Source organism: Nocardiopsis sp. NPDC058631, assembly GCF_042716955.1.
Taxonomy (GTDB): Bacteria; Actinomycetota; Actinomycetes; order Streptosporangiales; family Streptosporangiaceae; genus Nocardiopsis.
The window spans coordinates 1-24,429 of the sequence record NZ_JBHXQY010000099.1 but is presented as its reverse complement, the minus strand read 5'-3'; the positions used below and the strand labels follow the sequence as shown (position 1 = coordinate 24,429).

Genomic DNA, 24,429 nt, shown 5'->3' with positions numbered 1-24,429 from the left:
TGTCGGCGCCGAGGTTGTCGAAGGCTCGGGGGCCGGTCAGAGGTGCGGGGTGAAGGTCTCCACGACCTCCTCGGGGAGGTCCTCGTAGAAGTCACCGTCCTCGCGCGGAACGTTGACGCTCACCATGTAGAAGACCCTGCTGCCCTCGTAGTCCATGCTGATCGCGTAGGTCCAGAACCGCCGCTCCGGCGCGGCCCACGACTCGTTGGTGAAGTCCGCCTCCACCATCGCGACGTCCCAGCCATCCCCGTAGTCGTCCTCGTCGAACTCCTCCAGCTCCAGCTCGGAGTAGTCCGTCGTGATGTCCCCGGCCGCGGTGGTGCCGCCCTCAGTCTCCCGGAGGTACTCGGCGCTCGTCCCGGTGAACTCCTCCTCGGTCCACCCGGTCACCCACACCTGGTGGTTGCTGCCGGGGGCGATGAACACCGCGAGGGTGTTGTCGATCTCGCTGTCGTCGACCTGCCAGCCCGAGGGGTGGCCCACGTCGAACCACTGCGACCGGAACGTCTCCAACTCGTCGTAGGAGGGCGGCTCCCCGCCGTCGTCGTCCCCGTCGCCGGCCTCCTCCGCGTCCTCCCCCTCCCCGGAGCCGCCCGCACCGGGGTCCTCGGACGGGGACGGCTCCTCCGGCGGGGCCTCGCCCGTCGGCGCGGTTCCCTGGGACACGCCCTCCTCCGGGGCGCCTCCCGACCTCAGGACGACCGTGACCACGACCACCGAGACGAGGAGAAGGGCCATCAGACCGGCCCCGACGCCGAGCAGCACCTTGGTGGTCGACACGGTCGTGGAACCGGAGGGCTGCCCGCCGCCGTGGCCCCCCGAGCGCAGGGCGCCCGTGGTGCCGCCGGGGCCGTTGCGGGCTCCCGTGCCGCCGGCCATGGCCGGGCGCCCGCCGGAGTACCCCGTCCCGTGCGGGTACGGGGCCGCCGGGGGACGGCCGGGAGGGAAGGGCGCCACCGGCGTCACCGGGTTCGTCGGCCCGGTGTGCCGGGGAGGGCCCTGCGGGAGCGGGGCCCTCGTGTCGGGGTGGCCTGCGCCCTGGGGGCCCGTACCGTACCCGGCGCCCCGGGGCCCGGCGGCGGGGTACCCGCCGCTCTGGGGTCCCCGGGCGTACGGGGGCACGTCCCCCGGCGCGGCGTGCGGGCCCGTGCCCGCCGCGGCGGCACCGGCGGCACCCGCTGTGTCAAGGCCGCCGCCTCCGCGCTCACGCAGGAGCGCCAGCGCGCCCTCGACGGTCAGCCGCCGGTCCAGGTCGCGCTCCAGCAGTCCGGCGATGACCGGCTCCATCCACCCGGCACGCGTCATCGGCGGCAGCGACGCCGAGATGACCGCGGCGATGGCGGCGGTGAGGCTGTCCCGGCGGAACGGCGACGTGCCCTCCACCGCGGCGAACAGGGTCACGCCGATGCTCCACAGGTCCCCGCGGTGCTCGGCGGGGCCGCCCTCCAACCGCTCCGGCGGCATGTACTCGGGAGAACCGATCAGGGCCCCCGTGCGGGTGATGCTGGGCCCGCCCTCCATGGTGGCGATGCCGAAGTCGGTGAGGATCACCCGGCCGTCCAGGGACATCATGATGTTGCCCGGCTTGATGTCCCGGTGCAGGACCCCGACCGCGTTCGCCGCCTGTACCGCCTTGAGCAGGGACTCCGCGATCTCCGCCACGGTGTCCGGGGGCAGGGCGCCCTGCTCGTTCAGCCGATCCTGGAGGGAGCCGCCCTCCACCAGCTCCATGACCACCCACGGATTGCCGTCGTACTCGAAGACGTCGTGGATGGTGATCACCGTGGGATGGCTGATCCGAGCCGCCGACCGGGCCTCGCGGCGGACCCGCCCGTGCGCGTCGGCGCGCTCGGAGTCGGTGAAGTGGTCGGGCAGGAGCACCTGCTTGATCGCGACGACGCGGTCCAGGGACGGGTCGAACGCCTCCCAGACCACACCCATACCGCCGCGCCCGAGTTCACGGCGCAGGACGTAGCGGTCCGCGACGATGTGTTCGCTGTCGCTGTTGCTCGACATGTACGGCCCTCTCGAAGGCGGGCTTTTCGGGTGCTCTGACAAGAATGTCCGACGCCTCCCGAGCGCGGAAGGTTCCTGAGAGGAGGGGAGTGGAACCGAAGCGCTACACGGTCATGACCCCCGTGTGCGCGGTCGCGCCCAGACGACGGGGCACCCCGCCCGTGCGGGGTGCCCCGTGGATACCGCCGTCCGCCGTCACGTGACGGATCGGCACGGGCGGACTCCTACTGGGAGTTCGTCATCTTCAGCACGTCGAGGGCGTCGTCCAGCTGCGCCTCGGTGAGCTTGCCCGCCTCGACGTAACCGCGCTCCAGGACCACCTCGCGGATGGTCTTCTTCTCCTTGAGCGACTGCTTGGCGACCTTGGCGGCCTCCTCGTAGCCGATGTAGCGGTTGAGCGGGGTGACGATCGACGGCGAGGACTCGGCGTAGACGCGGCACTGCTCGGTGTTGGCCTCGATGCCCGCCACACAGCGGTCGGCGAACACCCGGGAGACGTTGGACAGCAGCCGGATCGACTCCAGCAGGTTGCGGGCGATCATCGGCAGCTGCACGTTCAGCTCGAAGTTGCCGCTCGCACCGCCGAACGCGACCGCCGCGTCGTTGCCGACGACCTGCGAGGACACCTGGAGTACGGCCTCGCACAGGACCGGGTTGACCTTGCCGGGCATGATCGAGGAGCCGGGCTGGAGGTCGGGCAGGAAGATCTCGCCCAGGCCGGTGGTCGGGCCCGAACCCATCCAGCGGATGTCGTTGGCGATCTTCGCGAAGCCGACCGCGACCGTCCGCAGCTGACCGGACAGCTCCACCAGGCTGTCGCGGGCGCCCTGCGCCTCGAAGTGGTCACGGGCCTCGGTGAGCGGCAGCCCGGTGTGCGAGGCGATCTCGGCGATGACCCGGGCCGAGAAGCCCTCCGGGGTGTTGATGCCGGTGCCGACGGCGGTGCCGCCCAGCGGAAGCTCGGCCACGCGCGGGAGGGAGGCCTCCAGGCGCTCCACGCCGTAGCGCACCTGGGCGGCGTACCCGGCGAACTCCTGGCCCAGGGTGACGGGGGTGGCGTCCATCAGGTGGGTGCGGCCGCTCTTGACGACGGACGCGAACTCGACCGCCTTGCGGGTCAGCTCGGCCTCCAGGTGCCGCAGCGCCGGGATCAGGTCGTTCTGCACGGCGGCCGTGGCGGCGATGTGGATGGAGGACGGGAACACGTCGTTGGACGACTGGGAGGCGTTGACGTGGTCGTTGGGGTGGACGTCGAGGCCCGTGCGCTCCTTGGCGACGGTCGCCACGACCTCGTTGGTGTTCATGTTGCTGGAGGTGCCGGAACCGGTCTGGAAGACGTCGATCGGGAACTCGTCGTTCCACGTGCCGTCGGCAACCTCCAGGGCGGCCTCGCGGATCGCCTTGCCGAGGTCGTCGCCGATGACGCCGAGCTCCGCGTTCACCTTGGCCGCGGCGGCCTTGATCTGGCCGAGGGCGGCGATGTGGGCACCTTCGAGGCCCTGACCCGAGATCGGGAAGTTCTCGACGGCGCGCTGCGTCTGAGCCCGCCACTTGGCCTCGGCCGGAACCCTGACCTCACCCATCGAGTCGTGCTCGATACGGAACTCACTCATTGCAACCCATCTCTCCTGGGAAAACCTGTGAGACAAAGCCTGCCAGACGCACCGGAGCACACCGTCACCTCACCCGGCGTTGGCGGTGTTGCACGCGTCATGTTGACATCGCCGCAGGTGGAAGCGGTCGCGATCAGGAGCCGATACTGCGACGGGACCGCCGGCCCCGCCATCCGAGGAAGCGGCGGCGCTTCGGAGCGCGTACGTGCACCACCCCGAAGAGCGAGAAACCGTCGATCTCCAGCACCGGGGGCTCGGACATGTCGGAGCGGCGCGCGGTGGTGGTGCGACGTCCGAGGAACGACCAACCGGTCAGGCGGACCTCGACGCCCTCGGGGACGTCGATCTCGACGCGGCCCAGGACGGCGGTCACGGTCATGCGGTGGTGGTTGTGCATGAGGAGGGCCTCGCGCATGTCCACAGTGACCCGTCCGACGACGGCGACCGCGTACTCGCCCGGGTAGGCGACCCAGCGGCCCCGGCGCTCGGCGTTGCCGAACAGGCCGACGAGGGGCTGCGGGTCCAGGCGGATGGGCTGGCTTTCGGCGGGGAGGAGGTCGGCGGTGACCCCGGGGAGCTCGCCCAGGGTGAGGGCCTCGTGCACGAGCGAGGAACGCTCCTCGAACTCCTCCAGGTCGATGCGGCCGTCGGTGGCGGCGTCGCGCAGCACCCTCAGGACCCGCTCGCGGTCGGTGTCGGAGGCACGGAGCCGGTCGGGGGACACTTCCTCACTCACACCGCCAACCCTAGTGCGGTGGCGGACCGGCCGGAGCGGGTCCGGTCACCGCGGGGACACCGAGGCGACCGGACCGCCGATGGAACCGACCCGCGGCCGGCCCCGCTCCTACAGGTGGACCAGCACCCGCCTCGCCACCGTGTCGGCGACCGCCGCGAGCGGGCGGACCGCCAGCCGGAGCAGGGCACGCGGGTTGTCGTCCCCCGCCACCCGGTTGGAGCCCAGTTCGCCGCACCGGGTACAGCGGTGGATGAGCATCCACTCCCCGTCGGGGCGCGACGCCAGGCCCAGGGCGGCCATCCTGCCCCTGCAGTCCGCAGCGCGGTCGCCGGGAATCCGGCGGTCCACGTGCAGGCTGGTCAGACAGGTCGGGCAGTGGTTGCGGTGACTGGTCCCCGGGGCGGAGAGGGGGACCTCCAGACGGCACTCCGCGCACCGGAACGAGCTGGACTCGCGGGTGGCGTGCAGGACGGTCTTGGCCCGCTGCGGCCGTCGGTCACGCGTGTTGCGCCGACCCACGCTCACACCTCCCCGAACAGGTCGAGCGGGAACGGGGGTTCGGCGAGCGGCCGCACCGCGATCCGCATGAGGACGAGGTGGTTGTCGTCCTCGGAAACGGAACTCCCGGCCAGTTCGCCGCACCGGGTGCACCGGTGGACGAGCATCCAGTCGCCGCCGCGCAGGACCGCGACGGAGACGGGAAGCATGTGCCCGCCGCAGTCGGAGCGGACACCCCTGACCTGGTCGGTGAGGTGGCGCGAGGCCAGACAGCTCGGGCAGTGGTCGCGCCGGTCTCCTCCCGGCGCGAGGGCGGACACGGCGAGGCCGCAGCGCACACAGGTGAACGTGCCGGTGCGCGGGGTGGGTCCGTGTTCGTGCGATGAATCGGTGGTGGACACCCGGGACTCCTTGCTGGAAGTGATACGAGGCAGCAGGAGCAGGCCGAGCGCTTCTCGACGGAAGGGGCGCCGCGTCAGGTCGGACGGGGGACCGCAGGGGCGTGAGGCGCGCTCGGCGCGTTCCGGTTCATCAACACCTGTCCTCGACCCGCGGGGCCGCGGCCCCCGGGACATCGTCTCCGGTTCCGGACTCCTCGGTCCGGACACCGATCGTAGGCAGGCGTCCCGAGCGGGCGCAACGGGTTTTCGGGGAGGCCCCGGCGCGAGGGGAACGCGGATACAGGCAGGTCGCGCAGATCCTCCCGCGGCGGCCGTAAACCCGTTGGAATTCGACGCGCTCGGTGTTTACCGTTGGTCAATGACCACACCAGTGCCCGGCCGCCGCCTGCCCGGGAGCGCGTCCACCACCCCCCGCAACGCACCACCGGACGAACCCGCGCTGCTGCTCCGCGGCGTCGTCAAGCGCTTCGGACAGCTCACCGCCGTCGACGGACTCGACCTGGAGGTCCCCCAGGGCATCGTCCTCGGCCTCCTCGGGCCCAACGGCGCGGGCAAGTCCACGACCATGAAGATGCTGACGGCCCAGGCCCTCGCGGACGAGGGCGAGATCCGCATCCTCGGACACGCGATCCCCGCGGAGTCCAAGTGGGCCCGCGCCCGCATGGGAGTCGTCCCCCAGCACGACAACCTCGACGAGGAACTGACCGTCGAGCAGAACCTGCGGATGTTCTCCTTCCTCTACCGGGTTCCGCGCGGCCGGCGCAGGGAGGCCGTCGCCCGCGCCATGCGCCTCGCCCAGCTCGGCGACCGGGGCGACACGCCCGTGGACGACCTCTCCGGGGGCATGCGCCGCCGCCTCCTCATCGTCCGCGCCCTCCTGCACCGGCCCGAGCTCGTCCTCATGGACGAGCCCACCGTCGGCCTCGACCCCCAGGTGCGCCAGGACCTGTGGGGCGTCATCTCCGCGCTGCGCGACGAGGGCGTCACCGTCCTGATGTCCACCCACTACATCGAGGAGGCCGAACGCCTCTCCGACGAGGTGGCGCTCATGGCCAGGGGCACGGTGGTCGAGCGCGGCACCCCCGCCGACCTCGTCGCCAAGTACGCGGGTGCCGTCGTCGAGGAGTACACCCCGGGGGAGGAGGGCGCCGACGCCCTCGAACGCCGTGTCGGCGAACACGGCTTCACCACACGCCGCACCGGCGTGACCGTGTCGGTCCTGCGCGCGGAGGAACTGCCCGACTCCCTCCGCGACCGGCTGGGTGTCCCGCTGCGCCGGGCCAGCACCCTGGAGGACGTGTTCGTGACCCTGACCGGAGAGAACGTCGAATGAGCATCCAGCACCACCAGGCCCGGGAGGACGCCCGGCCCGAGGTCCACGCGCGCCCCGGACGGTTCGAGGCCGACGCGGTGATGGGCGTCGTCGCCCGCGAGTGGATCCTGTACGGCCAGTCCTGGCGCGCCACCACGTTCGCCGCCGTCGTGGAGCCGACCCTCTACCTGCTCTGCTTCGGGTTCGGCATGGGCGCCCTCATCGGCACCCTCGCCGGGTTCAGCTACATCGACTTCCTCGGCACCGGCATCGTGGCGGTGTCCGTGATGTTCCAGTCGATGATGCCCGCCGTCATCAACACCTTCATCAAACGGCGCTTCCTGCACACCTACGAGGGCATCCTCGCCGCACCGGTGGACGTGCGCGAGCTCGTCACCGGTGAGGCTCTGTGGCTGGCGATGCGCTCGGGCGTGTACGGCTGCGTTCCGCTGCTGGTCGCCGTCGGGTTCGGGCTCCGACCCGGGCCGGGCATGCTCCTGGTGCCGTTCATCGCGTTCCTCGCCGGGTTCGCGTTCGCGCTCTTCGGTATCTGGATCTCCGCGGTGATCACGTCGGTCCGCTCCATGGACTACGTGTTCAGTGGCCTGTTCACGCCGCTGTTCCTGGTCGCGGGCACGTTCTTCCCGCTCACGGAGCTGCCCGACTGGGTGCAGACCGCCGCCATGGCCAACCCGCTCTACCACGCGGTGGAGCTGATCCGCGGGGCGGTGTTCGGTGGGCTGGGCGCGGGTGCGGCGCTCCTCCACGTCGGGGTCCTGCTGGGGTTCGTCGTGCTGATGTGGTTCCTGGCGGGCTTCCAGATGCGCCGACGCGTCGTCAGCTGAGGACCCGCGGCGCACACGCGGACGGCGTGGGAGGGGGCCGCCCTCCCACGCCGTCCGCGCCACCTCTCCGGACGGGCTACCGGCCCGTCCGGGTCACCGGCTCACTCCCCGCCGCCGCTGGGGGCCCACCGCAGCTCGACGCTGCTGCGCTGCCCGTCCTCGGTGACGCTCAGGGCCAGACCCAGCGCCCCCCATTCGGCGGGGTTTTGCACCTCGGTCTCCGTGAGCACCTGGCGCATGTCGAAGTACCCGGCGACCACAGCCGCGTCCATCTCCTGCATGGTCTGCTGGAACACCGGGTCGTCGCCCAGGCGTCCGGTGGCGCTGCTGCCGCTCGCCAGCACGACGGCGTCACCGTCGGTGCTCACCCCCGGGGGAGCGGCGTACGGGTCGGAGGCGACCACGCTCTCGACGAAGTCGCCCAGGACGCCCTCGTCACCGCCGACCGCGCGGTACTGGAACGAGAACTCCTCACCGCTGCCCGAGGTGGCGCTGAAGAAGGAGTCCAGGTCCATGCTGGTGATACCGAAGGCCGTGGACGAGCCCAGCAGGTTCGTGAAGCCCTCCGGCAGCGGAGCACCCATGGCGTTGAACTCGCGCTCCATCTCCTGCATCTCGCCGCTGCTGCTCAGGAACGGGATCTCGTCGTTCTCGTAGGCGTCGGTCAGCGCCGTGTCCAGGCCGCTGGCGCCGAACGCCATGATGGTGCTCTCCGGCAGCGACTCCATCGACGCCACGCTCGCGCCGGGCGACTCGGCCAGCCACGCCAGGTCCGCGCTGTCCACCTCGAAGTCGAAGACGTCCGCCCGAGCCTCCAGATAGTCGCCGTCGATCCGCACCGACGCGGTCGCCCGGCCGCCCACCTCACCCGTCTCGGCCGCCATCTCGCTCTGGAGCTCCGCGGCGAGGCTCTCCACCTCCATCAGCCGGGTGAAGTCCGTCCAGCCCACCGCCAGGCTGCCGCCGGGCACGTCGGCCACGTCACCGGAGTAGACGTCGGAGTCCTCCAACGACCCGTGCGCGTCCATCTGCGCCTCCCGGTCGGACAGTGCGGCGCCCGAAGTGGAGAGCAGGGCGAAGCCGTTGGTGATCTCGAAGTACAGGGTGTCGTCCGAGCTCGCCAGGGAGTTGAGCTCCTCCTCGGCGCGACGCTCGTCCTCGACCGCCAGAGCCAGCGTCATGGCGAGGCCGGAGCCCTCGCTGAACTGCGCGGACGTGTCGTCGGTCGGCCAGATGGAGACGCCGGCGCGCTGGCCGATCCACTCCTCCACGTCGGCCTGCCGGGCCTCGGGGAAGGCCTCGACGAAGCCCTCGGCGAACAGCTCGGTCATGTCGCCGTCGGGCTCGTCCATCTCCTCGGTCACCTCCGCCGGGAGCTGGTCGACGAACTGGAGCAGCTCCATCGCCTGGGAACCGTCGATCGACAGGTCGATCTTGCCGAACGCGACGGAGTTGCCGGGGAGCACAGCCTCCGGCTGCGGACCGCCGAAGCTCACCAGGGAGACGGTGGCCCAGACGGTTCCGCCCATCACGACGAGCGCCACACCGGCCGCGGCCGGGATCAGCCAGCGGTTGCGCCCGCCGCCACCGCCCGGGGGCGGGCCGTAACCGCCGGAGTACTGGCCGGGGGGCGGGCCCCCGGGCATGCCGCCGCCGGGGGCGCCGGGCATGCCGCCGCCGGGCACACCGCCCGGGACGCCGGGGGCAGCGTACTGGCCACCGGGAGCCTGCGGCGGAGGGAAACCCTGCCCGGGCTGCCCGGGCTGCTGATGCTGCCACGGGGGCTGCTGCGAGGGATCGGGGTGGGACATCGGACCTCCGACGGGGGAATTCTTCGCGCGTGACCGCGCTGCCAACGCCGGGTCTGATGCCTGCTCACCCCGGTGTGGTTCGCGTCCCGCGCCACTTTTGGACGGCCGGTCGGGGGGCGGCGTACCGGTGCCCCCACCGGCCGGGCGGGGCAGCGGGGTCCGGAGACCGGACGCCTGGTGTCGGCGGGGGCACCGCACACCGGGCCCGGGCACCGGACAGGGGAGTCCGGGCCCGGGCGTTGGGTCAGGGAGCGGAGGTGAGGTCCACGCCGCTGTAGGCGGACAGCTTGCCGAGGCGGTGATCACTGAGCACCTGGCGGACGGTGCCGCTGCGGCCGCGCATGACGAGGGAGTCGGTGATGACGCGGGAGGACTCGTACCGCACCCCGCCGACCAGCTCACCGTCGGTGATCCCGGTCGCGGCGAAGAACACGTCGTCCGAGGAGACCAGGTCGTCGGTGTACAGCACGCGGTCCAGGTCGTGCCCGGCGGCGAGGGCCTTGCGGCGCTCCTCCTCGTCCTTGGGCCACAGGCGCCCCTGGACGACGCCTCCCAGGCACTTCATGGCGCACGCGGTGATGATGCCCTCGGGGGTGCCGCCGATGCCCAGAAGCAGGTCGACGCCGGTGCCGGCGCGGGCCGCCATGATCGCGCCCGCCACGTCGCCGTCGCTGATGAACTTGATGCGGGCGCCCGCGTCGCGCACGTCCTGCACGAGCTGCTTGTGACGGGGGCGGTCCAGGATGACCACCGTCACGTCCTGCGGCGACTTGCCCTTGGCGCGGGCCACCGCGCGGACGTTGTCGGAGACGGGGGCGGCGATGTCGACCACGTCCGCGGCCTCCGGGCCCGTGGCCAGCTTCTCCATGTAGAAGACCGCGGACGGGTCGAACATGGTGTTGCGCGGGCTCATCGCGATGACCGCGATGGCGTTGGGCATGCCCATGGCGGCCAGCGTCGTCCCGTCGATCGGGTCGACCGCGACGTCCCAGTCCTGGCCGCCGCCGTCGCCCACGCGCTCACCGTTGTAGAGCATCGGGGCGTTGTCCTTCTCACCCTCGCCGATCACGACGGTGCCGTTCATCGACACGGTGCCGATCATGTGCCGCATGCCGCGTACGGCGGCGCCGTCGGCACCGGTCTTGTCGCCCTTGCCGACCCAGCGGGCGGCGGCGAGCGCCGCGGTCTCAGTGACGCGGACCAGCTCCAACGCGAGGTTACGGTCGGGTACCGCGGGCTGCGCGGACGGGCTACTGGACTGCGACATGGACATGACACCTTCCGACAGGGAACAGGGCGGGGATACAGGTCTTAGGGTAGTCACCCGACGTGATCCCGAGCGGCCACGGGTGCCCGACCGGCCACCCGAGCCGGTCATCCGGAGGGTGCCAAGGTCTACTCTGGCGGGATCCGGACCGGAGCGGCCGGACTGGAGTGAGGGTGTGACAGTGGACAAGACGGACAAGCCGGAGAAGCTGGTGAAGCCCGCGAGGGTCTCCCCACGCGGCGCGGCCACCCGCAGCGCACTGCTCAGAGCGGCGGCCCAGGTCTTCCACACGGTGGGTTTCGCCAAGGCCGGTGTCAGCGAGGTCGTCTCCGTGGCGGGGGCGAGCGTCGGGAGCCTCTACCACCACTTCAGCGGTAAGGCGGACCTCTTCCTCGCCCTGTACGAGGAGTTCCAGCAGCGCCAGCAGGAGCGGACCCACCAGGCGGTCGTGGAGGCGCGGGCGGAGGGTGAGAGCGATCCCACACGGCTCATGAACATCGCCGCCCACGCCTACCTCCTCGGATGCATCGAGGAGGGGGACACGACCCGCCTGTTCTTCAGCGGCGACGGCCCTCCCGGGTTCGACTACCAGCTGCGTTCCCGGCTCACCCGGTGGACCGACCGCAACGTGGCGCTGTTCCGCAAGGCCGACGAGCCGGTGGACGAGGCCCTGCTGATCGTCGTGAGCGGCGCCATGCTGCTGGCCGTGGCGGAGGTGGTGCGCCGCGACGACGCAGAGGCGCGCAAGCTCGCCGACGACATCACCGGCCTGCTCACCCAGCTCGAACCCCGGCGGCGGTCCGCGGACCCCGGAACCCAGGTGCACTGACCACAGTGGTGGGGGAGCCGGGCGGCGGTGGCGAGCGGTGGCGCGCCGCCAGGAGCGCCTCTAAGGTCACCCCGGATCGGAAAGGCCCCGGACCTGCGGCAAGCTGGACTCCGTCATGAGTGAGTACAGCCGGTCCAACGCGACCTTCAAGAACTACGCCATCTCCCTCGGAATCCTCGTGGGCATCGTCCTGATCATGGCGTTCGTGGTCTCCACGCGCTCGGGCGAGCACATCCCCTCCGTCGACTACCGGCAGGACATCGACGTCCTGAGCGGGGCCGCGGACTACGCGGTGACCGCTCCCTCCCCCGAGCTGACCGAGGAGGGGTGGACACCCACCAGTTCCACCCTGAACGTGAGCGGGCCGGTCGAGTGGAGCGTCGGTTTCGCCACCGCCGCCGACAGCCACGCGATGCTGACCCAGAGCGACGCCGACCCGGAGCAGGTCGTCGCGGACCGGGTCAAGGAGGCCGAGGAGGTCGGCACGGTCGCCGTCGACGACCGCGAGTGGGAGCACTTCGACTCCGAGGAGTGGGGCGCCCTGGTCCTGCGGGAGGACGACGTCACCGTGGTCGTCTCCGGTTCCGCGGAACTCGACGAGCTGGTCCACCTGGCCGAGGGACTGCAGACCCGCCCGGCGGCCGGCGGCGGGGCGGACACCGAGGGCACCGAGGCCGGTTAGACCGGGTCCGCGCCCTTCGCGGGTCGGCGTCCACCGGTCTTCTCCCCGCCGCGCACCCGCGTTCGGGGCATGAGCGGGACGGACCCCGAACGTGCCGAACGCCCGGTGGGCGCACCCACCGGGCCTCCGGCGTCGCAGGGGTCGAGCTCGGCGCTACTCGGCGCGCAGGTCGCGGCGGAGCTCCTTGGGCAGGGAGAAGGTCAGCGTCTCGTCGGCGGTCGTCACCGGGGAGACGGAGCCGTAGCCGTGCCCGGCGAGCCTGTCGAGCAGTTCGCGCACCAGGATGTCCGGCACGGAGGCGCCGCTGGTGACGCCGACCGTGGTCACGCCCTCCAGCCAGGAGTCGTCCATGAGGGACGCGTTGTCGATCAGGTAGGAGGCGTCGGCGCCCGCGTCCAGGGCGACCTCGACCAGGCGGACCGAGTTCGAGGAGTTGTCGGAGCCCACCACGATGACCAGCTCGCACTCGGGGGCCATCGCCTTGACGGCGTCCTGGCGGTTCGAGGTGGCATAGCAGATGTCGTCGCTGGGCGGGTCGAGCAGGTTCGGGAACTTCTTGCGCAGGGCGTCGACCGTCTGGGTGGTCTCGTCCACCGAGAGGGTGGTCTGGGACAGCCAGGACACGTTGTCCGGGTCGCGCACCTGCACCTTGTGGACCTCGTCCGGGCTCTCCACGATCTGGATGTGCTCCGGGGCCTCACCGCTGGTGCCCTCGACCTCCTCGTGGCCGATGTGGCCGATGAGGATGATGTCGCGGTCCTCCGAGGCGAAGCGCTTGGCTTCCTTGTGGACCTTCGTGACGAGCGGGCAGGTGGCGTCGATCGTCTTGAGCCGGCGCCTGCCCGCCTCCTCGTGGACGACGGGGGAGACGCCGTGCGCGGAGAACACGACGATGGCGCCCTCGGGCACCTCCTCGGTCTCCTCGACGAAGATCGCGCCGCGCTCCTCCAGGGTGCGCACCACGTGGGTGTTGTGCACGATCTGCTTGCGCACGTAGATCGGGGCGCCGTACTGCTCCAGGGCCTTCTCGACGGTGATGACCGCGCGGTCGACACCGGCGCAGTAACCCCTGGGGTTGGCGAGGAGCACACGGCGTTGGTTCGTGGCAGTCGTCATCGCAGTCATGCGTACATCCTAGGTGGCTTGATCGGTGTGCGACCCGGGTGTGGGCGATGGCACTGAGATGGGGATACCCGCGCCGAACCGGGGCCAAGGTGACGGTATCGCAACAGGATGTGTTCATTCGTGGACCGAAGTGGCGAAATCGTTCACTTATCCCCTGCTCATGGTGTTCCCCGCTCCTCTATCCTGGTTGACCATCACATCTGTTGCAGGCGGTCCGCCCTCAACTCGGCCCTGCCTGGTTTGCTGGACACGTGCCGCCCACCCCACCGCCGAGACCACCAGGAGCCCCCGTCCTATGTCGAACCCGACGATCGCCACGAAGCTGATCACCCTGGTCAAGGGAATCTTCGGACGCAGCGAGCCGGCCGCCCCCGCCGGCTCCGCGGACGCCGCAGCACCCTCCGGGACCGCGGTCCCGGAGGCCAAGGAGCAGGACACCGTCCAGACCCCCGCGTCAGCCGGGGTGAGGACCGGCACCGAGCCGGCCGGGGACACCGCGTCCGCCGAGGCCGCCGAGGCGCCGCAGGCCGCGGTGACCGTGACCGAGGAGAAGAAGCCCGAGGCCGCGGTGACCGTGGTGGAGGAGAAGGAGCCCGAGGCCGCGGTGACCGTGACCGAGGAGAAGGAGCCCGAGGCGGAGAAGGCCGCTCCCGAGGAGCCGAAGACCGCAGAGGCGCCCGGGGCCCACGTCCGCACGGAGCCCGTCGTCCCGGCCACCGAGGACGTCCCGGAGGAGGCTCCGGCCATCGCCGAGGAGCTGGCCGCCGCGGAGGCGCACACCACCGTCGCCAGCGACGAGGTCCTGGAGAAGGTCCGCAAGGGGGCCGCGCCGGCCGTCGAGGACCTCGCCGTGCCGACCTACGACGAGCTCACCCTGCCCTCCGTCCGCGCCCGTCTGCGCAAGCTCACGATCGAGCAGGTCCGCGACCTGCGCGCCTACGAGGTCGCCCACGGGGGCCGCACCGAGTTCATCAAGATGTACGACAACCGCATCGCCAAGATGGAGGCCGAGGCGTAGGCGGCGGCCGCTGGTGCACGCAGGCCCCTCGGCCGTGTTCCCTCGGAACCGAGGAGGGGCGCGGAACGTCCCACTGTTGCGCACATACCGGCGCTTTCCCGCTCGAAGGGCTCTCACCATGCGTTCCCCGACTTCCACCGCCGCCCTCCTCGTCGCGGCGGCGTTCTGGCTGACCGGCTGTTCGATCGGTGTCCCCGGCACCGACCAGGAGCTCAACGTCGACCCCGACGGCGTCTCCGTCGGAAGTGAGGACGGCGAGATCTCCGTCGACTCGGACGGCGACGTCTCGGTCGGCAACGAGGACGGCGACGTGACCCTCGGCGAGGGGGGCGGCGTGACCATCGACAGCGAGACCGGCGACCTCAACATCGCCTCGGTCCAGGGAAGCGTCACGGAGGACTGTGAGGACCGCGACGTCAACGTGACCGCGAGCGGCGCGGAGGTCGTCCTCAACGGCCAGTGCGGAGCGGTCACCGTCACGGGTACCGGCCTCACCGTCCACGTCGGAGGCGCCAATTCCATCCACGTGACGGGTGCCGACAACGTCGTCCACTACGCCGAGGGCGAACCGGAGGTCACCGACATCGGTCTGGACAACACGGTGTCCGCGGGCGGGGACGCGCAGGGCTGACCGGGACCGCGTGCGAAGGTGCGCCGGGACGGCCGCGCCCGGTGGCCCGCCTGCCCGCAACTGTCGGCGTCCTCCCCTAGGCTCGGTTGCCATGGGCATGGAGAGTTCCGCCGAGGCGCCGCAACCGGTACGAGTCGTCCTCACCGCCGTCGGCCAGTGGATCGGACGACTGGGCCGGATCTGGGTCGAGGGGCAGATCGCCGAACTCAACCGGCGCGGGAGGATGGCCTACATCACTCTGCGCGACCCGGTCGCGAACGTGTCGGTGCGGGTGGTCTGCCAGACCTCGGTGCTGGACGCGCAGAGCCCGCCCCCCGAGGCCGGGGCGCGCGTCGTCGTGCACGCCAAACCCGACTTCTACGAGGTGCGCGGCACCTTCTCGCTCCGCGCGCTGGAGATCCGCCACGTCGGACTGGGCGAGCTCCTGGCCAGACTGGAGCAGCTGCGGCGCACCCTGGCGGCCGAGGGACTGTTCGACGACGGGCGCAAGCGCCCCCTGCCGTTCCTCCCCGCCACGGTGGGCCTGGTCTGCGGACGCGACTCCGCCGCCGAACGCGACGTGCTGGAGAACGGCCGCCGCCGCTGGCCCGCCGTGCGCTTCGAGGTGCGCCAGGTGGCGGTCCAGGGCGACCGGGCGGTCCGCGAGGTGCTGGAGGCGCTCAAGGACCTGGACTCGCACCCCGACGTCGACGTCATCGTGATCGCCCGGGGCGGGGGCTCGCTGGAGGACCTGCTGCCGTTCTCCGACGAGGCGCTGGTGCGGGCGGTCGCGGCGGCGGGCACGCCCGTGGTGAGCGCGATCGGTCACGAACAGGACGCCCCGCTCCTCGACCTCGTCGCCGACGTGCGCGCCTCCACACCCACCGACGCGGCGAAGAAGACCATCCCCGACGTCGGGGAGCAGCTTGAGACCATCAGACAACTGCGCGACCGGGGCCGCAGGGTCCTCAAGGGCGGGCTGGAACGCGAGCTCGCCTGGCTCTCGGGCATGCGGTCCCGCCCCGTACTGGCCAGCCCGGTCCGCGAGATCGACCGGCTCACCGAGCAGGTGACGGAACTGCGCGACCGTGCCCGCCGGAGCCTCACCGTGTCGCTCGACCGTGCCGGCGAGGGCCTCGGCCACACACGGGCGCGCCTGCACGCCCTGTCCCCGGCCACGACGCTGGCACGCGGGTACGCCATCGTGCAGCGCCCGGACGGCTCGGTGGTGCGTTCCGCGGCCGAACCGGACGTGGGGGAGTCCCTGCGGGTGAGGTTCGCCGAGGACAGCCTGACCGCCACCGTGGACTCCGTCCACACCGAAGACACCACCGAGGGGGAGTAGAGATGGCCGCCAAGGGCAGCAAGACCGACGGCAAGGGCGGGGACGCCGTCGTGCCGGAGCTGAGCTACGAGGAGAGCCGCGAGGAGCTCACCACCGTCGTCCGCCAGCTGGAGTCCGGTGGGCTCAGCCTCAAGGAGTCCCTGGCCCTGTGGGAGCGTGGTGAGGAGCTGGCACGCGTCTGCGAGCAGTGGCTGGAGGGGGCTCGGGCCAAGATGGCCGCAGCCATGGACGAGCGCCGGGAGGACGACGCCCCCGCGGACGGGGACACGCCCTTCTGATTTTCGCAGGGCACGCGCTCGGGGACGTGGAGCGAGCGATCCCGACCCGAAGGGGCCTGCGCCGGTAGCCGGCGCCGGCGCCCGGACCCGCCACGAGGACGAGATCAGGGTGCAGGGGCGGGAGGCACTACGTGCGGCCGTTCAGCTCGTCGCCCAGGTTGCGGAGGTTGCCCGGCAGCCCTCGGAACACCCCGATCACCAGGACCAGCGCGGTACCCAGGAACAGCCACGGGGCCACCTCGGCCAGCCGGGAGGCCAGTCCCAGGAGCAGGACCCGGGCGAACCCCTCGTTGCCCAGGGCCAGCACGCTCTCGGCGGCGACCACGGCCACGAAGAACGCGATGGGCGGGCTGACCGCCAGCGACAGCAGGTCGGCGGGGCGGACCACGAACACGGTGGTCAGGCACGCGACGGTGAACGCGATGCCCGGCGCGGCGGGGAAGCCCGTCCACTGCGCGATCATGGTGCCGGCGAAGCTCAGCACGATGATGATCAGCATCCCGCCACGCCCGGTCAGGCGAGGGGGCCGTCGGCCCGGGCCCCCCTCCGGTGCGCGAGGGGTCGCGCGCGCCTTCCTCCTGGACGCCGACGCGTCCCGGCCGCGGCCGTCGGGCCGAACGAAGTACGGTGCGTGCCCGGGCTCGGGACCGTCCGCCTTTCGCGGGCGCATAGCCGTCCCCCTCCCCAGTGTGTTGCTCACGGTGTTTAGTGTGTCACTTCTCGTATGCGCCGAGTGTCTTTTCCGGGGACCGTGTCGCCATTTCGGCCACTTGCCCGATCCGCCTCAAACACGCCTTCCATCCGTTGGACACCAGGATGGGGCCGCGCGGTTCTGTTGTTTTGGTGTCGTCTGTCCGAGTCGTCCGCGGCTGGGGCGGGTGACCTGCCACAACCGGACGGATCACGAGTCGTACACCCTCTCCCGGAGTTCTTTTTCGGTCGAGCTATTGCTCCCGTTATCCGCATGCCGAATAGCGTCGACATGGGCCTCCTCCCGGTCGACCAGGGGGAGATCCGACCCGCGGACGCCCTCCCGCTCCGCGGCGGAAGGACCGCCCGGCACCGGCCCGTCGGGAGTGTGCCCGTCCTGCCCGAACGCGTCATCCCCGTACCCGGCCAGCTCGGGAGCGGCCACCGTGCGCGGACGCTCCTCCACACCCGTCGGCCGGTCCAGCTCGCCGTCCACGAGACCCAGTTCCCCGAACCGCCGCGCGGTCACGAGCACGCGGCTCTCCAGTGACCCCACCGTCTGGTTGTAGGCGCTCACGGTCCGGGTCAGCGCCCGGCCCAGGCCCTCCACGTGTCCACCCAGTTTGCCCAGCCTGGCGTGCAACTGCTTGCCGAGGTCGAACACCGCCCGCGCGTTCTCGCTCAGTGCCTCCTGCTGCCACGCGTACTGCGCCGTTCGCAACAGGGAGATCAGGGTCGTCGGCGTCGCGATGTGGACCCGCCGGGCCATCGCGTGCTCCAACAGGTCGGGGTCGTGCTCCAACGCCGGGGCCAGGAACGCCTCCCCCGGGATGAACAGCACCACGAACTCCGGTGCGGGGGTGAACGCCGCCCAGTACGACTTGGCCGCGAGCTGGTCCACATGCGTGCGCAGGTGCCGCGAGTGGGCGCGCAGCCGCTCCTCCACCGCGTCCTCCCGGCCCGCCTCGACCGCGTCCAGGTACGCCGAGAGCGGCACCTTGGAGTCCACCACGATGTTCTTGCCGCCGGCCAGGCGCACGACCATGTCCGGGCGCTGCGACCCGTCCCGCGTCGCCGCCTGTTCCTCGAAGTCGCAGCGGGAGCCCATCCCCGCGAGCTCCGCCACCCGGCGCAGCTGAAGCTCGCCCCACCGGCCGCGCGCCTCGGGCCTGCGCAGCGCCGTCACCAGGGACTGGGTCTGGTCCCGCAGGCGCTCCGACCCCTCGCGCACGTACTCCACCTGCTTGGCCAGCTCCGCGTGGGCGGCCACCCGCCCGGCGTCCACCTCCCGCAGCTGCCGCTCCACCCGGTTCAGCGTCTCGGTCAGCGGCTCCACCATGCGCTCCACAGCCCGCCGCCGCTCGTCCAGGTCGCCCCCGGCCTGGGCGCTGACCGCGCGCAGGCGTCCCTCAGCGAGCTCCAGGAAGCGCTGGTTGGTCTGGTCCAGGGCCTGGGCCGACAGGGCGCGGAACCTGTCCCCGAGCTGCTCCTCGACGTAGGCGGCGCGCTCCTCGGCGGCGCGGGCGTCCGCTCGCGCGTCGGCGTCCCGCCCGCGGGCGAGGATCCAGCCCACGGCGACGCCGATCGCCAGGCCGACCAGGAGCATGAGTACGAGTGCGAGACCGTCCATGGCCCACCATGGTGTCAGCCGTCGCGCACCCAGGTCTCCCCGCCACGCAGCACATCGGTGACCAGAACGGCCAAGTCCGGCATGTCCACCACCCCGTGCCCCGTCCGCCCGGATGCGCGGCCGGTCTGTCCGACGGGTGTCGGCGCCCCCGGGCGGGTTCCGGAAGGGAAGAAAAGGTACGGACCGAAGTCCGCATCCGGACATTTCCTTTCCTTGTGCAAAAGTCTTCGAGACCCTGGAGACCCCGTACGTGGAGGCCGGGGCCCTCTCGGACCTCGGAGCCCTCGGCAGTACCTCATTTCCAAGGAGTCCCACTCCCATGCGACTGGAGACCTACAGCAGCGGCACCGGCGACCACACCATCGCCCTCGTCCACGGAGCGATGGCCCACCACGAGACCTGGCACGCCATCGAGGCGGAACTCGTCGAGCGCGGGCACAGGGTGCTCGGCGTCGACATGCGCGGCCACGGCCGCAGTCCGCGCGGCCACTACAGCGTCGAGGCACTCGGAGACGACCTGGTGGACTCCCTCCCGACCGGGATCGACGCGATCGTCGGCCACTCGATGGGCGGGGTGGCCCTCTCCCTGGCCGTCGAGCGGCTCCGGCCCGGCCGGGCGGTCTACGTCGACCCGGCGTTTCGCCTCCCGCCCATGGCGGACGACGCGGGGGAGCGCATGCGCAGGGTGTTCGCCACCGCGGACGTCGCGGGCGTGCGCCAGATCAACCCCCGGTGGAGTGACGCGGACGTGGAGAAGGAGCTCAGCGGCTTCGCCTCCTTCGACCCCGCGTTCTTCGACTTCGTCGCCTCCGAGATCGCCGGGAGGGACTTCCTCCCGAAGAGGCCGGTCGTCCCCTCCCTCGTTCTGCGGGCGGGGAACGGCATCACCGTCGACCCCCGGGCGGTGCGGGTGCTCACCGAACGCGGTTTCACCGTGCGGGTCGTCCGGGGCGCGGGCCACTGCGTCCACCGGGACGAGCCCGCGGCCCTGCTCGACGCCCTGCTGGAGTGGACACGGAGCCGGGCCCCGCTGGGCCGCGAAACGGTGTCCGGGGCGGCCCTGGGGCGCCCGTAGCCGGGCCGCGGCCCGGCTACGGGGCCCGTGCGGTGCGTGGCGCGGGGCCCGACCGGGCCCGCGCCACACACTGGCCCTCAGACTCCCCTGACCGCAGGGGAACAGGCGTCGAGCGCCCTTCGCCAACCGGCCACCGACGGCCAGAACCCCGAGGGCGCCGGCTCGGGGGTGAACAGCCACATCCGCTCCCGTGCGGGCGAGGCCCGTCCGACGATCTCCGCACGCGGCCGGTAGGGCGTCTTCGCGCTCACCGGGTACCACGTGTACTCCAGCAGGTCGAGCAGGGCCATCAGCCGCTCCTCGACCCCCCGGTCCGGGCGGACCTTCACCAACATCCACGGCCTGTACCGGCGCAGCACCTCCAGCCCTCCGGCGACCACGTCGGGCTCCGTGCCGACCGTGTCGATCTTCACGACCGCCGGAGCCACGGCCGCGGACTCGTTCCACCGCGCCAGGGTCGCCACGCCCACGGTGATGCAGGACAGGCCCCCGCGGGCGGTGCGTACCAGCGTGTTGCACCTGTCGTCGTGGCCGGTCCGGCGCAGGTGGGCCGTGCCGTTGTGGTTGCTCAGCGCCAGCTCCACCACCGTGAACCCCAGGCCCCCGGACGACGACACCGCGCGGGCGGCCGAGGCGACCTCCGGTGTGGGCTCGAACGCGAACACGGGGCGGCTGCTGCGAGCGGCGGCCAGCGCCGAGTAGACCCCCACCCCCGCACCGACGTCGAGCACCGCTCCGGGGCGTGTGTGGTCGAGCATGGCGAGGAAACAGGCCAGGCTGCCGGGTTCGTACCGGGCCAGGCCGGACACGGACAGGCGCCGGGGCGCCGCCAGGTCGCCGGGGAGCCGGAGTGTGAGGCTGTCCGGTCCCGTCCCGCGGGTGTCCGACTCCAACCGGGGCAGAGCGAAGGTGCAGAGGCGGCTCCACGGTGGGACGCGCTCGGGGTCCAGCCCGCCCAGCCTTCTGGGCAGGCGCACACGGACCTGCCGGGTCGCGAAGCGGACGAGCGGGTAGCGGCGCACGAGCGCACGCAGTTGATCGGTGACCACAGTTGTCCTCCCCCAGGGACGGGGCCGTGGCAGGGGTGGGTGAGCGGGTACCCCGCCCCACGACGGGGCGGCGCCGCGCGGTGCCCCCGGGCGTGCTCGGCGGACCGTTCGCCGGGGCGGTCGGGAGCGGGCACCGGACACGCCCCCGTGTCCCGCGCTCCGCCGCCCGACGCCGACCGGACGTTCGCCGGATGCCGCATCCCCCGTGTCGGTGCCCGTGTTTCGGCCGGGGACGGGGGTCGAGAGGGCCGGGGTGCGGCACGAGGCCGCGCTCAGGGCGGTTTCCGCCCCCTGTCCCCGGAGACGTCGATCGAAACCTACTGTGCGTAGTGGCACCTGCGCACTGCGTTTCGGCGATTGGTCCTGATCTTCGCGGCAGCGGACCGGGCCACCCGTCGGTCCGCATAGACTCTGGCCTTGTGAGTCTGTCTATCGGGATCGTCGGCCTGCCCAACGTCGGCAAGTCCACCCTCTTCAACGCCCTGACCAAGAACGACGCTCTGGCGGCGAACTATCCGTTCGCGACCATCGAGCCCAACGTCGGGGTCGTGGGTGTGCCCGACACCCGGCTCGGGAAGCTGGCCGAGATCTTCGGTTCGGCGAAGATCCTTCCGGCGACGGTGGACTTCGTCGACATCGCGGGCATCGTGCGCGGCGCCTCCACGGGTGAGGGCCTGGGCAACAAGTTCCTGGCCAACATCCGCGAGAGCGACGCCATCTGCCAGGTGATCCGGGCCTTCGACGACCCCGACGTCACGCACGTCGACGGCGACGTCGAGCCGTCCCGCGACATCGAGACCATCAACACCGAGCTGATCCTCGCCGACCTCCAGACCCTGGAGAAGGCGATCCCGCGCCTGGAGAAGGACGCCAAGCGCAACGCCAAGGACAAGGGCGCCCAGGAGCTGCTCCAGGCCGCCCGCGAGGCCCAGGAGGTCCTCGACGGGGGCACGTCGCTGTCCGCGGCCAAGGGCGTCGACCTGGACCGGCTGCGCGAACTGAGCCTGCTCACGGTCAAGCCGTTCATCTACGTGTTCAACCTCGACACCGACGAGCTCGCCGACGAGGCGCTGCGCGCCAAGCTCCAGGCGCTCGTCTCCCCGGCCGAGGCGATCTTCCTCGACGCCAAGATCGAGGCCGAACTCGCCGAACTGGACGACGACGAGGCGCAGGAGCTGCTGGAGTCCCTCGGGCAGACCGAGTCGGGTCTGGCGCAGCTCGCGCGGGTCGGCTTCGACACCCTCGGCCTCCAGACCTACCTGACCGCCGGGCCCAAGGAGGCCCGCGCCTGGACCATCAGCAAGGGCGCGACCGCCCCCGAGGCCGCGGGCGTCATCCACACCGACTTCCAGCGCGGCTTCATCAAGGCCGAGGTGGTCTCCTACGACGACCTGGTGGCCGCGGGGGACATGCAGACCGCCCGCGCGGCGGGCAAGGTCCGCATGGAGGGCAAGGAGTACGTGATGGCCGACGGCGACGTGGTGGAGTTCCGCTTCAACGTCTGACCCGGCGCACCGGCCCGCAGCACGGGTGAGGGGCCGCGTCCCGCCGTGACCACGGCGGAAGGGCCCCAGAAGGGCCCCAGAGAGGATCCCGGGCCCGCGAACGGCTCGGCACACCGCGCGCGTTGTCGCTCAGGCGCACGACGGAGGTCTCTGGTGGGCGACAGCGGTACCGCCTGGCCTGAACAACCCTCTACCCCTAGGGGGTATGCCGGGCATTCGGTGCTTCCGTGTCCTGCAGGCGGACCCTGGTGGGTCATGTGGAGACGGGCCTGAGGCGGTACCGCCTTCAGCTGACTTCTTGAGTGTCGGTCAAGGGGCCTGGCGACCCTGTGCCGCCGAGGTGACCAGGTCGCTCTTGCCCAACGCCTCACCGGTCTGCAGTGCGGCTGTCCAGGTGTTGGTGTCGGTGACGGCGGCCCAGTTCGAATGAAGCAGCGCCATCAGTGTGTCGTGGACCTGCCGGGCGGGCGCGCTGCCCGCCTCGTTCGCGAGGTCGATCGCGCCGGTCGCGTCCGAGAGGACTTCCACGGCGAAGCCGAGCGGCTCGGCCGCGGCCGCTGAGGCGATCACGCAGTTGTTGGTCATGTACCCGACGAGGGTGATCGTGTCGATGCCCCGGTCGCGCAGCCACGACTCGAGATCAGTTCCCGCGAAGATGCTCGAGAACTGCTTGCGGATGCGATGGGAGGCCCGCTGCTCATGGGCGGCGACCACGGGGTGGTTGTGCCAGGTCGCCGAACCGGAGGCGAAGACGGGAGCTTCGGAGGGGAGCTCATGCTGCACGAGCACGACCGGGGCGTCGGCCTGCTCCGCACCATCGATCGCGGTCCGGATGCGGGCGATCGACGCGTTGCGGTCGGGGTGCTGGATCGGGAGGAGCCCGTCGAAGTACTCCTGCTGGGCGTCGATGACGATCAGGGCGCGGCGTGGTGCGGTCATGGTGTTCTCTCCATCTTCGGGTGGTGCTGTGGTCGGGTTCAGGCGCGGGGAAGGCCGTTACGGGCGGCGATGAGCCGGGCGATCATCAGCGGCGGCGAGGACACGGAGGTCGCCCCCGTGACGTGGCGCTCGGACATCCAGAACCGGTGGAAGCCCCTCCGGTCCGTTGTGCGCGCGAGCGGGACGGTGCCCGTGAGGCCTTCCTGCGCGGCCATCCCCGCACTGGTGCCGCCGTCGGCGAGCAGGGGCAGGGCGAACGGCGCGGTGCTTGCTGGGCGTCCGATCGGCGTGCGGATCCTCAAGTCTCATGGAAAATAAAGTTTTTTAACATGACTAAAAGATAGCAGATGACTCACGGAAAAGCGCCGCTGTTACCATGAGGCTATGGAGGAGTCATTGCACACTGAGGTGCCGGGGGCCGATGAGCACCTGAGCCTTGCCCTGGTCGACAGCGTGAGCCGAGCGGGGAGAGGGGGTCGGCACGACGAGCTGGGCACCGCCGACGCCGTGCGAGTCTGGCTGCTCGCCCGCGATCTGATCGATCCGGACGCCGTGCTGTACGAGTACTGCCGGGGTCGGATCGTGCAGTTGCGCGATGACCTGAGGGATCTCTTCGAGGCGCAGGTGGGCGGTCATGCCCCCTCGCCCGGCGCGGTACATGCTCTCAACCATGCGCTGACCAGCGCGCCCGGGGTCATGCTCCTGCGGTTCGAACCGACGATGGGCTTCATTCGCAGCGCCGATCATCCGGCGACGCAGGTCGTCGAGCACGTCATGGCGCTCATCGCCGAGGACGCCGCCACGCTGCTGGCCGGTGACGAGGCGTCGATGCTCGCGTCCTGCGAGGCGGATGGGTGTGAGTGGTTCTTCCTCCGCACGCATGCGCGACGGCAATGGTGCTCGACCCGCTGTGGCGACAGGGTGCGCGCGGCTCGCGCCTACGCCCGCAAGCGAGCGGCGCTCAACGCAGAGATGAGCTGAACGCCGCTTGAGGCCGCCGAGTCCGATCGCGTGCTCTCCCATGTCGACCTTCGAGCGATCGAGACGTTTCCAACCGTGGCGACGTGGTGGAGTTCCGCTTCAACGTCTGACCCGGCGCACCGGCCCGCAGCACGGGTGAGGGGCCGCGTCCCGCCGTGACCACGGCGGAACGCC

General features: G+C 71.5%; 24 protein-coding genes. 11 read left to right on the top strand and 13 right to left on the bottom strand.

The window, feature by feature from the left end; all coding sequences use genetic code 11:
• Positions 1-36 precede the first annotated feature (36 nt).
• The 5 genes from ACFWTE_RS24900 to ACFWTE_RS24880 all read right to left on the bottom strand — a co-directional run bounded on the left by ACFWTE_RS24900 (position 37) and on the right by ACFWTE_RS24880 (position 5,264).
• Positions 37-2,016 carry a protein kinase gene (locus tag ACFWTE_RS24900; RefSeq protein WP_378782307.1) on the bottom strand — a complete coding sequence of 660 codons (1,980 nt, stop codon included), beginning with the start codon at positions 2,014-2,016 and terminating at the stop codon, positions 37-39.
• A 224-nt stretch (positions 2,017-2,240) separates the two neighbouring features.
• The gene (locus ACFWTE_RS24895; RefSeq protein WP_378782306.1) at positions 2,241-3,629 is read right to left on the bottom strand and encodes a class II fumarate hydratase; all 1,389 of its coding nucleotides are present in this window, start codon (positions 3,627-3,629) and stop codon (positions 2,241-2,243) included.
• 133 nt (positions 3,630-3,762) lie between these two features.
• Entirely contained in the window at positions 3,763-4,353 is a 591-nt protein-coding gene (locus ACFWTE_RS24890) for a DUF1707 domain-containing protein (protein ID WP_378782309.1), read from the bottom strand.
• A gap of 120 nt (positions 4,354-4,473) precedes the next feature.
• On the bottom strand, positions 4,474-4,890 hold the full coding sequence (locus ACFWTE_RS24885; protein WP_378782305.1) for an RNHCP domain-containing protein: 417 nt from the start codon (positions 4,888-4,890) through the stop codon (positions 4,474-4,476).
• Positions 4,887-5,264 carry an RNHCP domain-containing protein gene (locus ACFWTE_RS24880; RefSeq protein WP_378782304.1) on the bottom strand — a complete coding sequence of 126 codons (378 nt, stop codon included), beginning with the start codon at positions 5,262-5,264 and terminating at the stop codon, positions 4,887-4,889. Before ACFWTE_RS24880 ends, ACFWTE_RS24885 begins: the two co-directional genes overlap by 4 nt.
• A 358-nt stretch (positions 5,265-5,622) precedes the next feature.
• Here ACFWTE_RS24880 and ACFWTE_RS24875 point away from each other — a divergent pair, with 358 nt between their 5' ends.
• Entirely contained in the window at positions 5,623-6,597 is a 975-nt protein-coding gene (locus ACFWTE_RS24875) for an ABC transporter ATP-binding protein (RefSeq protein ID WP_378782303.1), read from the top strand.
• Complete coding sequence (locus tag ACFWTE_RS24870) at positions 6,594-7,421, top strand: ABC transporter permease (RefSeq protein ID WP_378782302.1); 828 nt, start codon at positions 6,594-6,596, stop codon at positions 7,419-7,421. The genes ACFWTE_RS24875 and ACFWTE_RS24870 overlap by 4 nt, the downstream gene beginning before the upstream one ends.
• Before the next feature lie 101 nt (positions 7,422-7,522).
• Here the strand turns inward: ACFWTE_RS24870 and ACFWTE_RS24865 are convergent, their stop codons facing one another.
• Both ACFWTE_RS24865 and glpX read right to left on the bottom strand, forming a co-directional pair.
• Positions 7,523-9,232, bottom strand: a complete 1,710-nt coding sequence (locus tag ACFWTE_RS24865; RefSeq protein ID WP_378782301.1) for a hypothetical protein — start codon at positions 9,230-9,232, stop codon at positions 7,523-7,525.
• Positions 9,233-9,476: 244 nt separating this feature from the next.
• The gene (gene glpX / locus ACFWTE_RS24860) at positions 9,477-10,499 is read right to left on the bottom strand and encodes a class II fructose-bisphosphatase (RefSeq protein ID WP_378782300.1); all 1,023 of its coding nucleotides are present in this window, start codon (positions 10,497-10,499) and stop codon (positions 9,477-9,479) included.
• Between the two features lie 181 nt (positions 10,500-10,680).
• On the opposite strand from glpX, the gene ACFWTE_RS24855 reads away from it, so the two are divergent.
• Entirely contained in the window at positions 10,681-11,328 is a 648-nt protein-coding gene (locus ACFWTE_RS24855; protein ID WP_378782308.1) for a TetR/AcrR family transcriptional regulator, read from the top strand.
• A 115-nt stretch (positions 11,329-11,443) separates the two neighbouring features.
• Complete coding sequence (locus ACFWTE_RS24850; protein WP_378782299.1) at positions 11,444-12,010, top strand: DUF4245 domain-containing protein; 567 nt, start codon at positions 11,444-11,446, stop codon at positions 12,008-12,010.
• A gap of 153 nt (positions 12,011-12,163) precedes the next feature.
• On the opposite strand, the gene ACFWTE_RS24845 is transcribed toward ACFWTE_RS24850, so the two are convergent.
• Complete coding sequence (locus tag ACFWTE_RS24845; protein ID WP_378782298.1) at positions 12,164-13,135, bottom strand: 4-hydroxy-3-methylbut-2-enyl diphosphate reductase; 972 nt, start codon at positions 13,133-13,135, stop codon at positions 12,164-12,166.
• 295 nt (positions 13,136-13,430) lie between these two features.
• On the opposite strand from ACFWTE_RS24845, the gene ACFWTE_RS24840 reads away from it, so the two are divergent.
• The 4 genes from ACFWTE_RS24840 (at position 13,431) to ACFWTE_RS24825 (ending at position 16,386) form a co-directional block, all read left to right on the top strand.
• On the top strand, positions 13,431-14,153 hold the full coding sequence (locus ACFWTE_RS24840) for a hypothetical protein (protein ID WP_378782297.1): 723 nt from the start codon (positions 13,431-13,433) through the stop codon (positions 14,151-14,153).
• 118 nt (positions 14,154-14,271) lie between these two features.
• Positions 14,272-14,784, top strand: coding sequence for a DUF3060 domain-containing protein (locus ACFWTE_RS24835; protein ID WP_378782296.1), 513 nt, complete (start codon positions 14,272-14,274; stop codon positions 14,782-14,784).
• A gap of 91 nt (positions 14,785-14,875) precedes the next feature.
• Complete coding sequence (gene xseA, locus ACFWTE_RS24830; RefSeq protein WP_378782295.1) at positions 14,876-16,108, top strand: exodeoxyribonuclease VII large subunit; 1,233 nt, start codon at positions 14,876-14,878, stop codon at positions 16,106-16,108.
• 2 nt (positions 16,109-16,110) lie between these two features.
• Positions 16,111-16,386: an exodeoxyribonuclease VII small subunit gene (locus ACFWTE_RS24825; protein WP_378782294.1), complete on the top strand. Its 276-nt coding sequence runs from the start codon at positions 16,111-16,113 to the stop codon at positions 16,384-16,386.
• A 127-nt stretch (positions 16,387-16,513) separates the two neighbouring features.
• Here the strand turns inward: ACFWTE_RS24825 and ACFWTE_RS24820 are convergent, their stop codons facing one another.
• Together ACFWTE_RS24820 and ACFWTE_RS24815 are read right to left on the bottom strand one after the other, a co-directional pair.
• Complete coding sequence (locus tag ACFWTE_RS24820) at positions 16,514-17,056, bottom strand: DUF6542 domain-containing protein (RefSeq protein ID WP_378782293.1); 543 nt, start codon at positions 17,054-17,056, stop codon at positions 16,514-16,516.
• 231 nt (positions 17,057-17,287) lie between these two features.
• Entirely contained in the window at positions 17,288-18,706 is a 1,419-nt protein-coding gene (locus ACFWTE_RS24815; RefSeq protein WP_378782292.1) for a DNA recombination protein RmuC, read from the bottom strand.
• Positions 18,707-19,025: 319 nt separating this feature from the next.
• On the opposite strand from ACFWTE_RS24815, the gene ACFWTE_RS24810 reads away from it, so the two are divergent.
• Positions 19,026-19,781, top strand: a complete 756-nt coding sequence (locus ACFWTE_RS24810) for an alpha/beta fold hydrolase (RefSeq protein ID WP_378782291.1) — start codon at positions 19,026-19,028, stop codon at positions 19,779-19,781.
• A 77-nt stretch (positions 19,782-19,858) separates the two neighbouring features.
• On the opposite strand, the gene ACFWTE_RS24805 is transcribed toward ACFWTE_RS24810, so the two are convergent.
• Positions 19,859-20,830 (bottom strand): FkbM family methyltransferase, encoded by a 972-nt coding sequence (locus tag ACFWTE_RS24805; RefSeq protein WP_378782290.1) that lies wholly within the window; start codon positions 20,828-20,830, stop codon positions 19,859-19,861.
• Positions 20,831-21,249: 419 nt separating this feature from the next.
• Between ACFWTE_RS24805 and ychF the strand changes: the two genes are divergently transcribed.
• Positions 21,250-22,335 carry a redox-regulated ATPase YchF gene (gene ychF, locus ACFWTE_RS24800; RefSeq protein ID WP_378782289.1) on the top strand — a complete coding sequence of 362 codons (1,086 nt, stop codon included), beginning with the start codon at positions 21,250-21,252 and terminating at the stop codon, positions 22,333-22,335.
• Between the two features lie 309 nt (positions 22,336-22,644).
• Here ychF and ACFWTE_RS24795 read toward each other — a convergent pair whose 3' ends face one another.
• Positions 22,645-23,274, bottom strand: a complete 630-nt coding sequence (locus tag ACFWTE_RS24795) for a cysteine hydrolase family protein (RefSeq protein ID WP_378782287.1) — start codon at positions 23,272-23,274, stop codon at positions 22,645-22,647.
• Between the two features lie 38 nt (positions 23,275-23,312).
• Positions 23,313-23,576 carry a hypothetical protein gene (locus ACFWTE_RS24790; protein ID WP_378782286.1) on the bottom strand — a complete coding sequence of 88 codons (264 nt, stop codon included), beginning with the start codon at positions 23,574-23,576 and terminating at the stop codon, positions 23,313-23,315.
• A gap of 82 nt (positions 23,577-23,658) precedes the next feature.
• On the opposite strand from ACFWTE_RS24790, the gene ACFWTE_RS24785 reads away from it, so the two are divergent.
• A complete protein-coding gene (locus ACFWTE_RS24785; protein WP_378782285.1) occupies positions 23,659-24,255 on the top strand; it encodes a CGNR zinc finger domain-containing protein in 597 nt (198 codons plus the stop codon).
• Positions 24,256-24,429: the final 174 nt, after the last annotated feature.

Coding starts and splice junctions, on each gene's coding strand:
- ACFWTE_RS24900 (WP_378782307.1), bottom strand. CDS start 2,016: ATGTCGAGCAACAGCGACAGCGAACACATCGTCGCGGACCGCTACGTC.
- ACFWTE_RS24895 (WP_378782306.1), bottom strand. CDS start 3,629: ATGAGTGAGTTCCGTATCGAGCACGACTCGATGGGTGAGGTCAGGGTT.
- ACFWTE_RS24875 (WP_378782303.1), top strand. CDS start 5,623: ATGACCACACCAGTGCCCGGCCGCCGCCTGCCCGGGAGCGCGTCCACC.
- ACFWTE_RS24870 (WP_378782302.1), top strand. CDS start 6,594: ATGAGCATCCAGCACCACCAGGCCCGGGAGGACGCCCGGCCCGAGGTC.
- ACFWTE_RS24865 (WP_378782301.1), bottom strand. CDS start 9,232: ATGTCCCACCCCGATCCCTCGCAGCAGCCCCCGTGGCAGCATCAGCAG.
- glpX (WP_378782300.1), bottom strand. CDS start 10,499: ATGTCGCAGTCCAGTAGCCCGTCCGCGCAGCCCGCGGTACCCGACCGT.
- ACFWTE_RS24850 (WP_378782299.1), top strand. CDS start 11,444: ATGAGTGAGTACAGCCGGTCCAACGCGACCTTCAAGAACTACGCCATC.
- ACFWTE_RS24845 (WP_378782298.1), bottom strand. CDS start 13,135: ATGACTGCGATGACGACTGCCACGAACCAACGCCGTGTGCTCCTCGCC.
- ACFWTE_RS24840 (WP_378782297.1), top strand. CDS start 13,431: ATGTCGAACCCGACGATCGCCACGAAGCTGATCACCCTGGTCAAGGGA.
- ACFWTE_RS24835 (WP_378782296.1), top strand. CDS start 14,272: ATGCGTTCCCCGACTTCCACCGCCGCCCTCCTCGTCGCGGCGGCGTTC.
- xseA (WP_378782295.1), top strand. CDS start 14,876: ATGGGCATGGAGAGTTCCGCCGAGGCGCCGCAACCGGTACGAGTCGTC.
- ACFWTE_RS24825 (WP_378782294.1), top strand. CDS start 16,111: ATGGCCGCCAAGGGCAGCAAGACCGACGGCAAGGGCGGGGACGCCGTC.
- ACFWTE_RS24820 (WP_378782293.1), bottom strand. CDS start 17,056: ATGCGCCCGCGAAAGGCGGACGGTCCCGAGCCCGGGCACGCACCGTAC.
- ACFWTE_RS24815 (WP_378782292.1), bottom strand. CDS start 18,706: ATGGACGGTCTCGCACTCGTACTCATGCTCCTGGTCGGCCTGGCGATC.
- ACFWTE_RS24810 (WP_378782291.1), top strand. CDS start 19,026: ATGCGACTGGAGACCTACAGCAGCGGCACCGGCGACCACACCATCGCC.
- ACFWTE_RS24795 (WP_378782287.1), bottom strand. CDS start 23,274: ATGACCGCACCACGCCGCGCCCTGATCGTCATCGACGCCCAGCAGGAG.
- ACFWTE_RS24785 (WP_378782285.1), top strand. CDS start 23,659: ATGGAGGAGTCATTGCACACTGAGGTGCCGGGGGCCGATGAGCACCTG.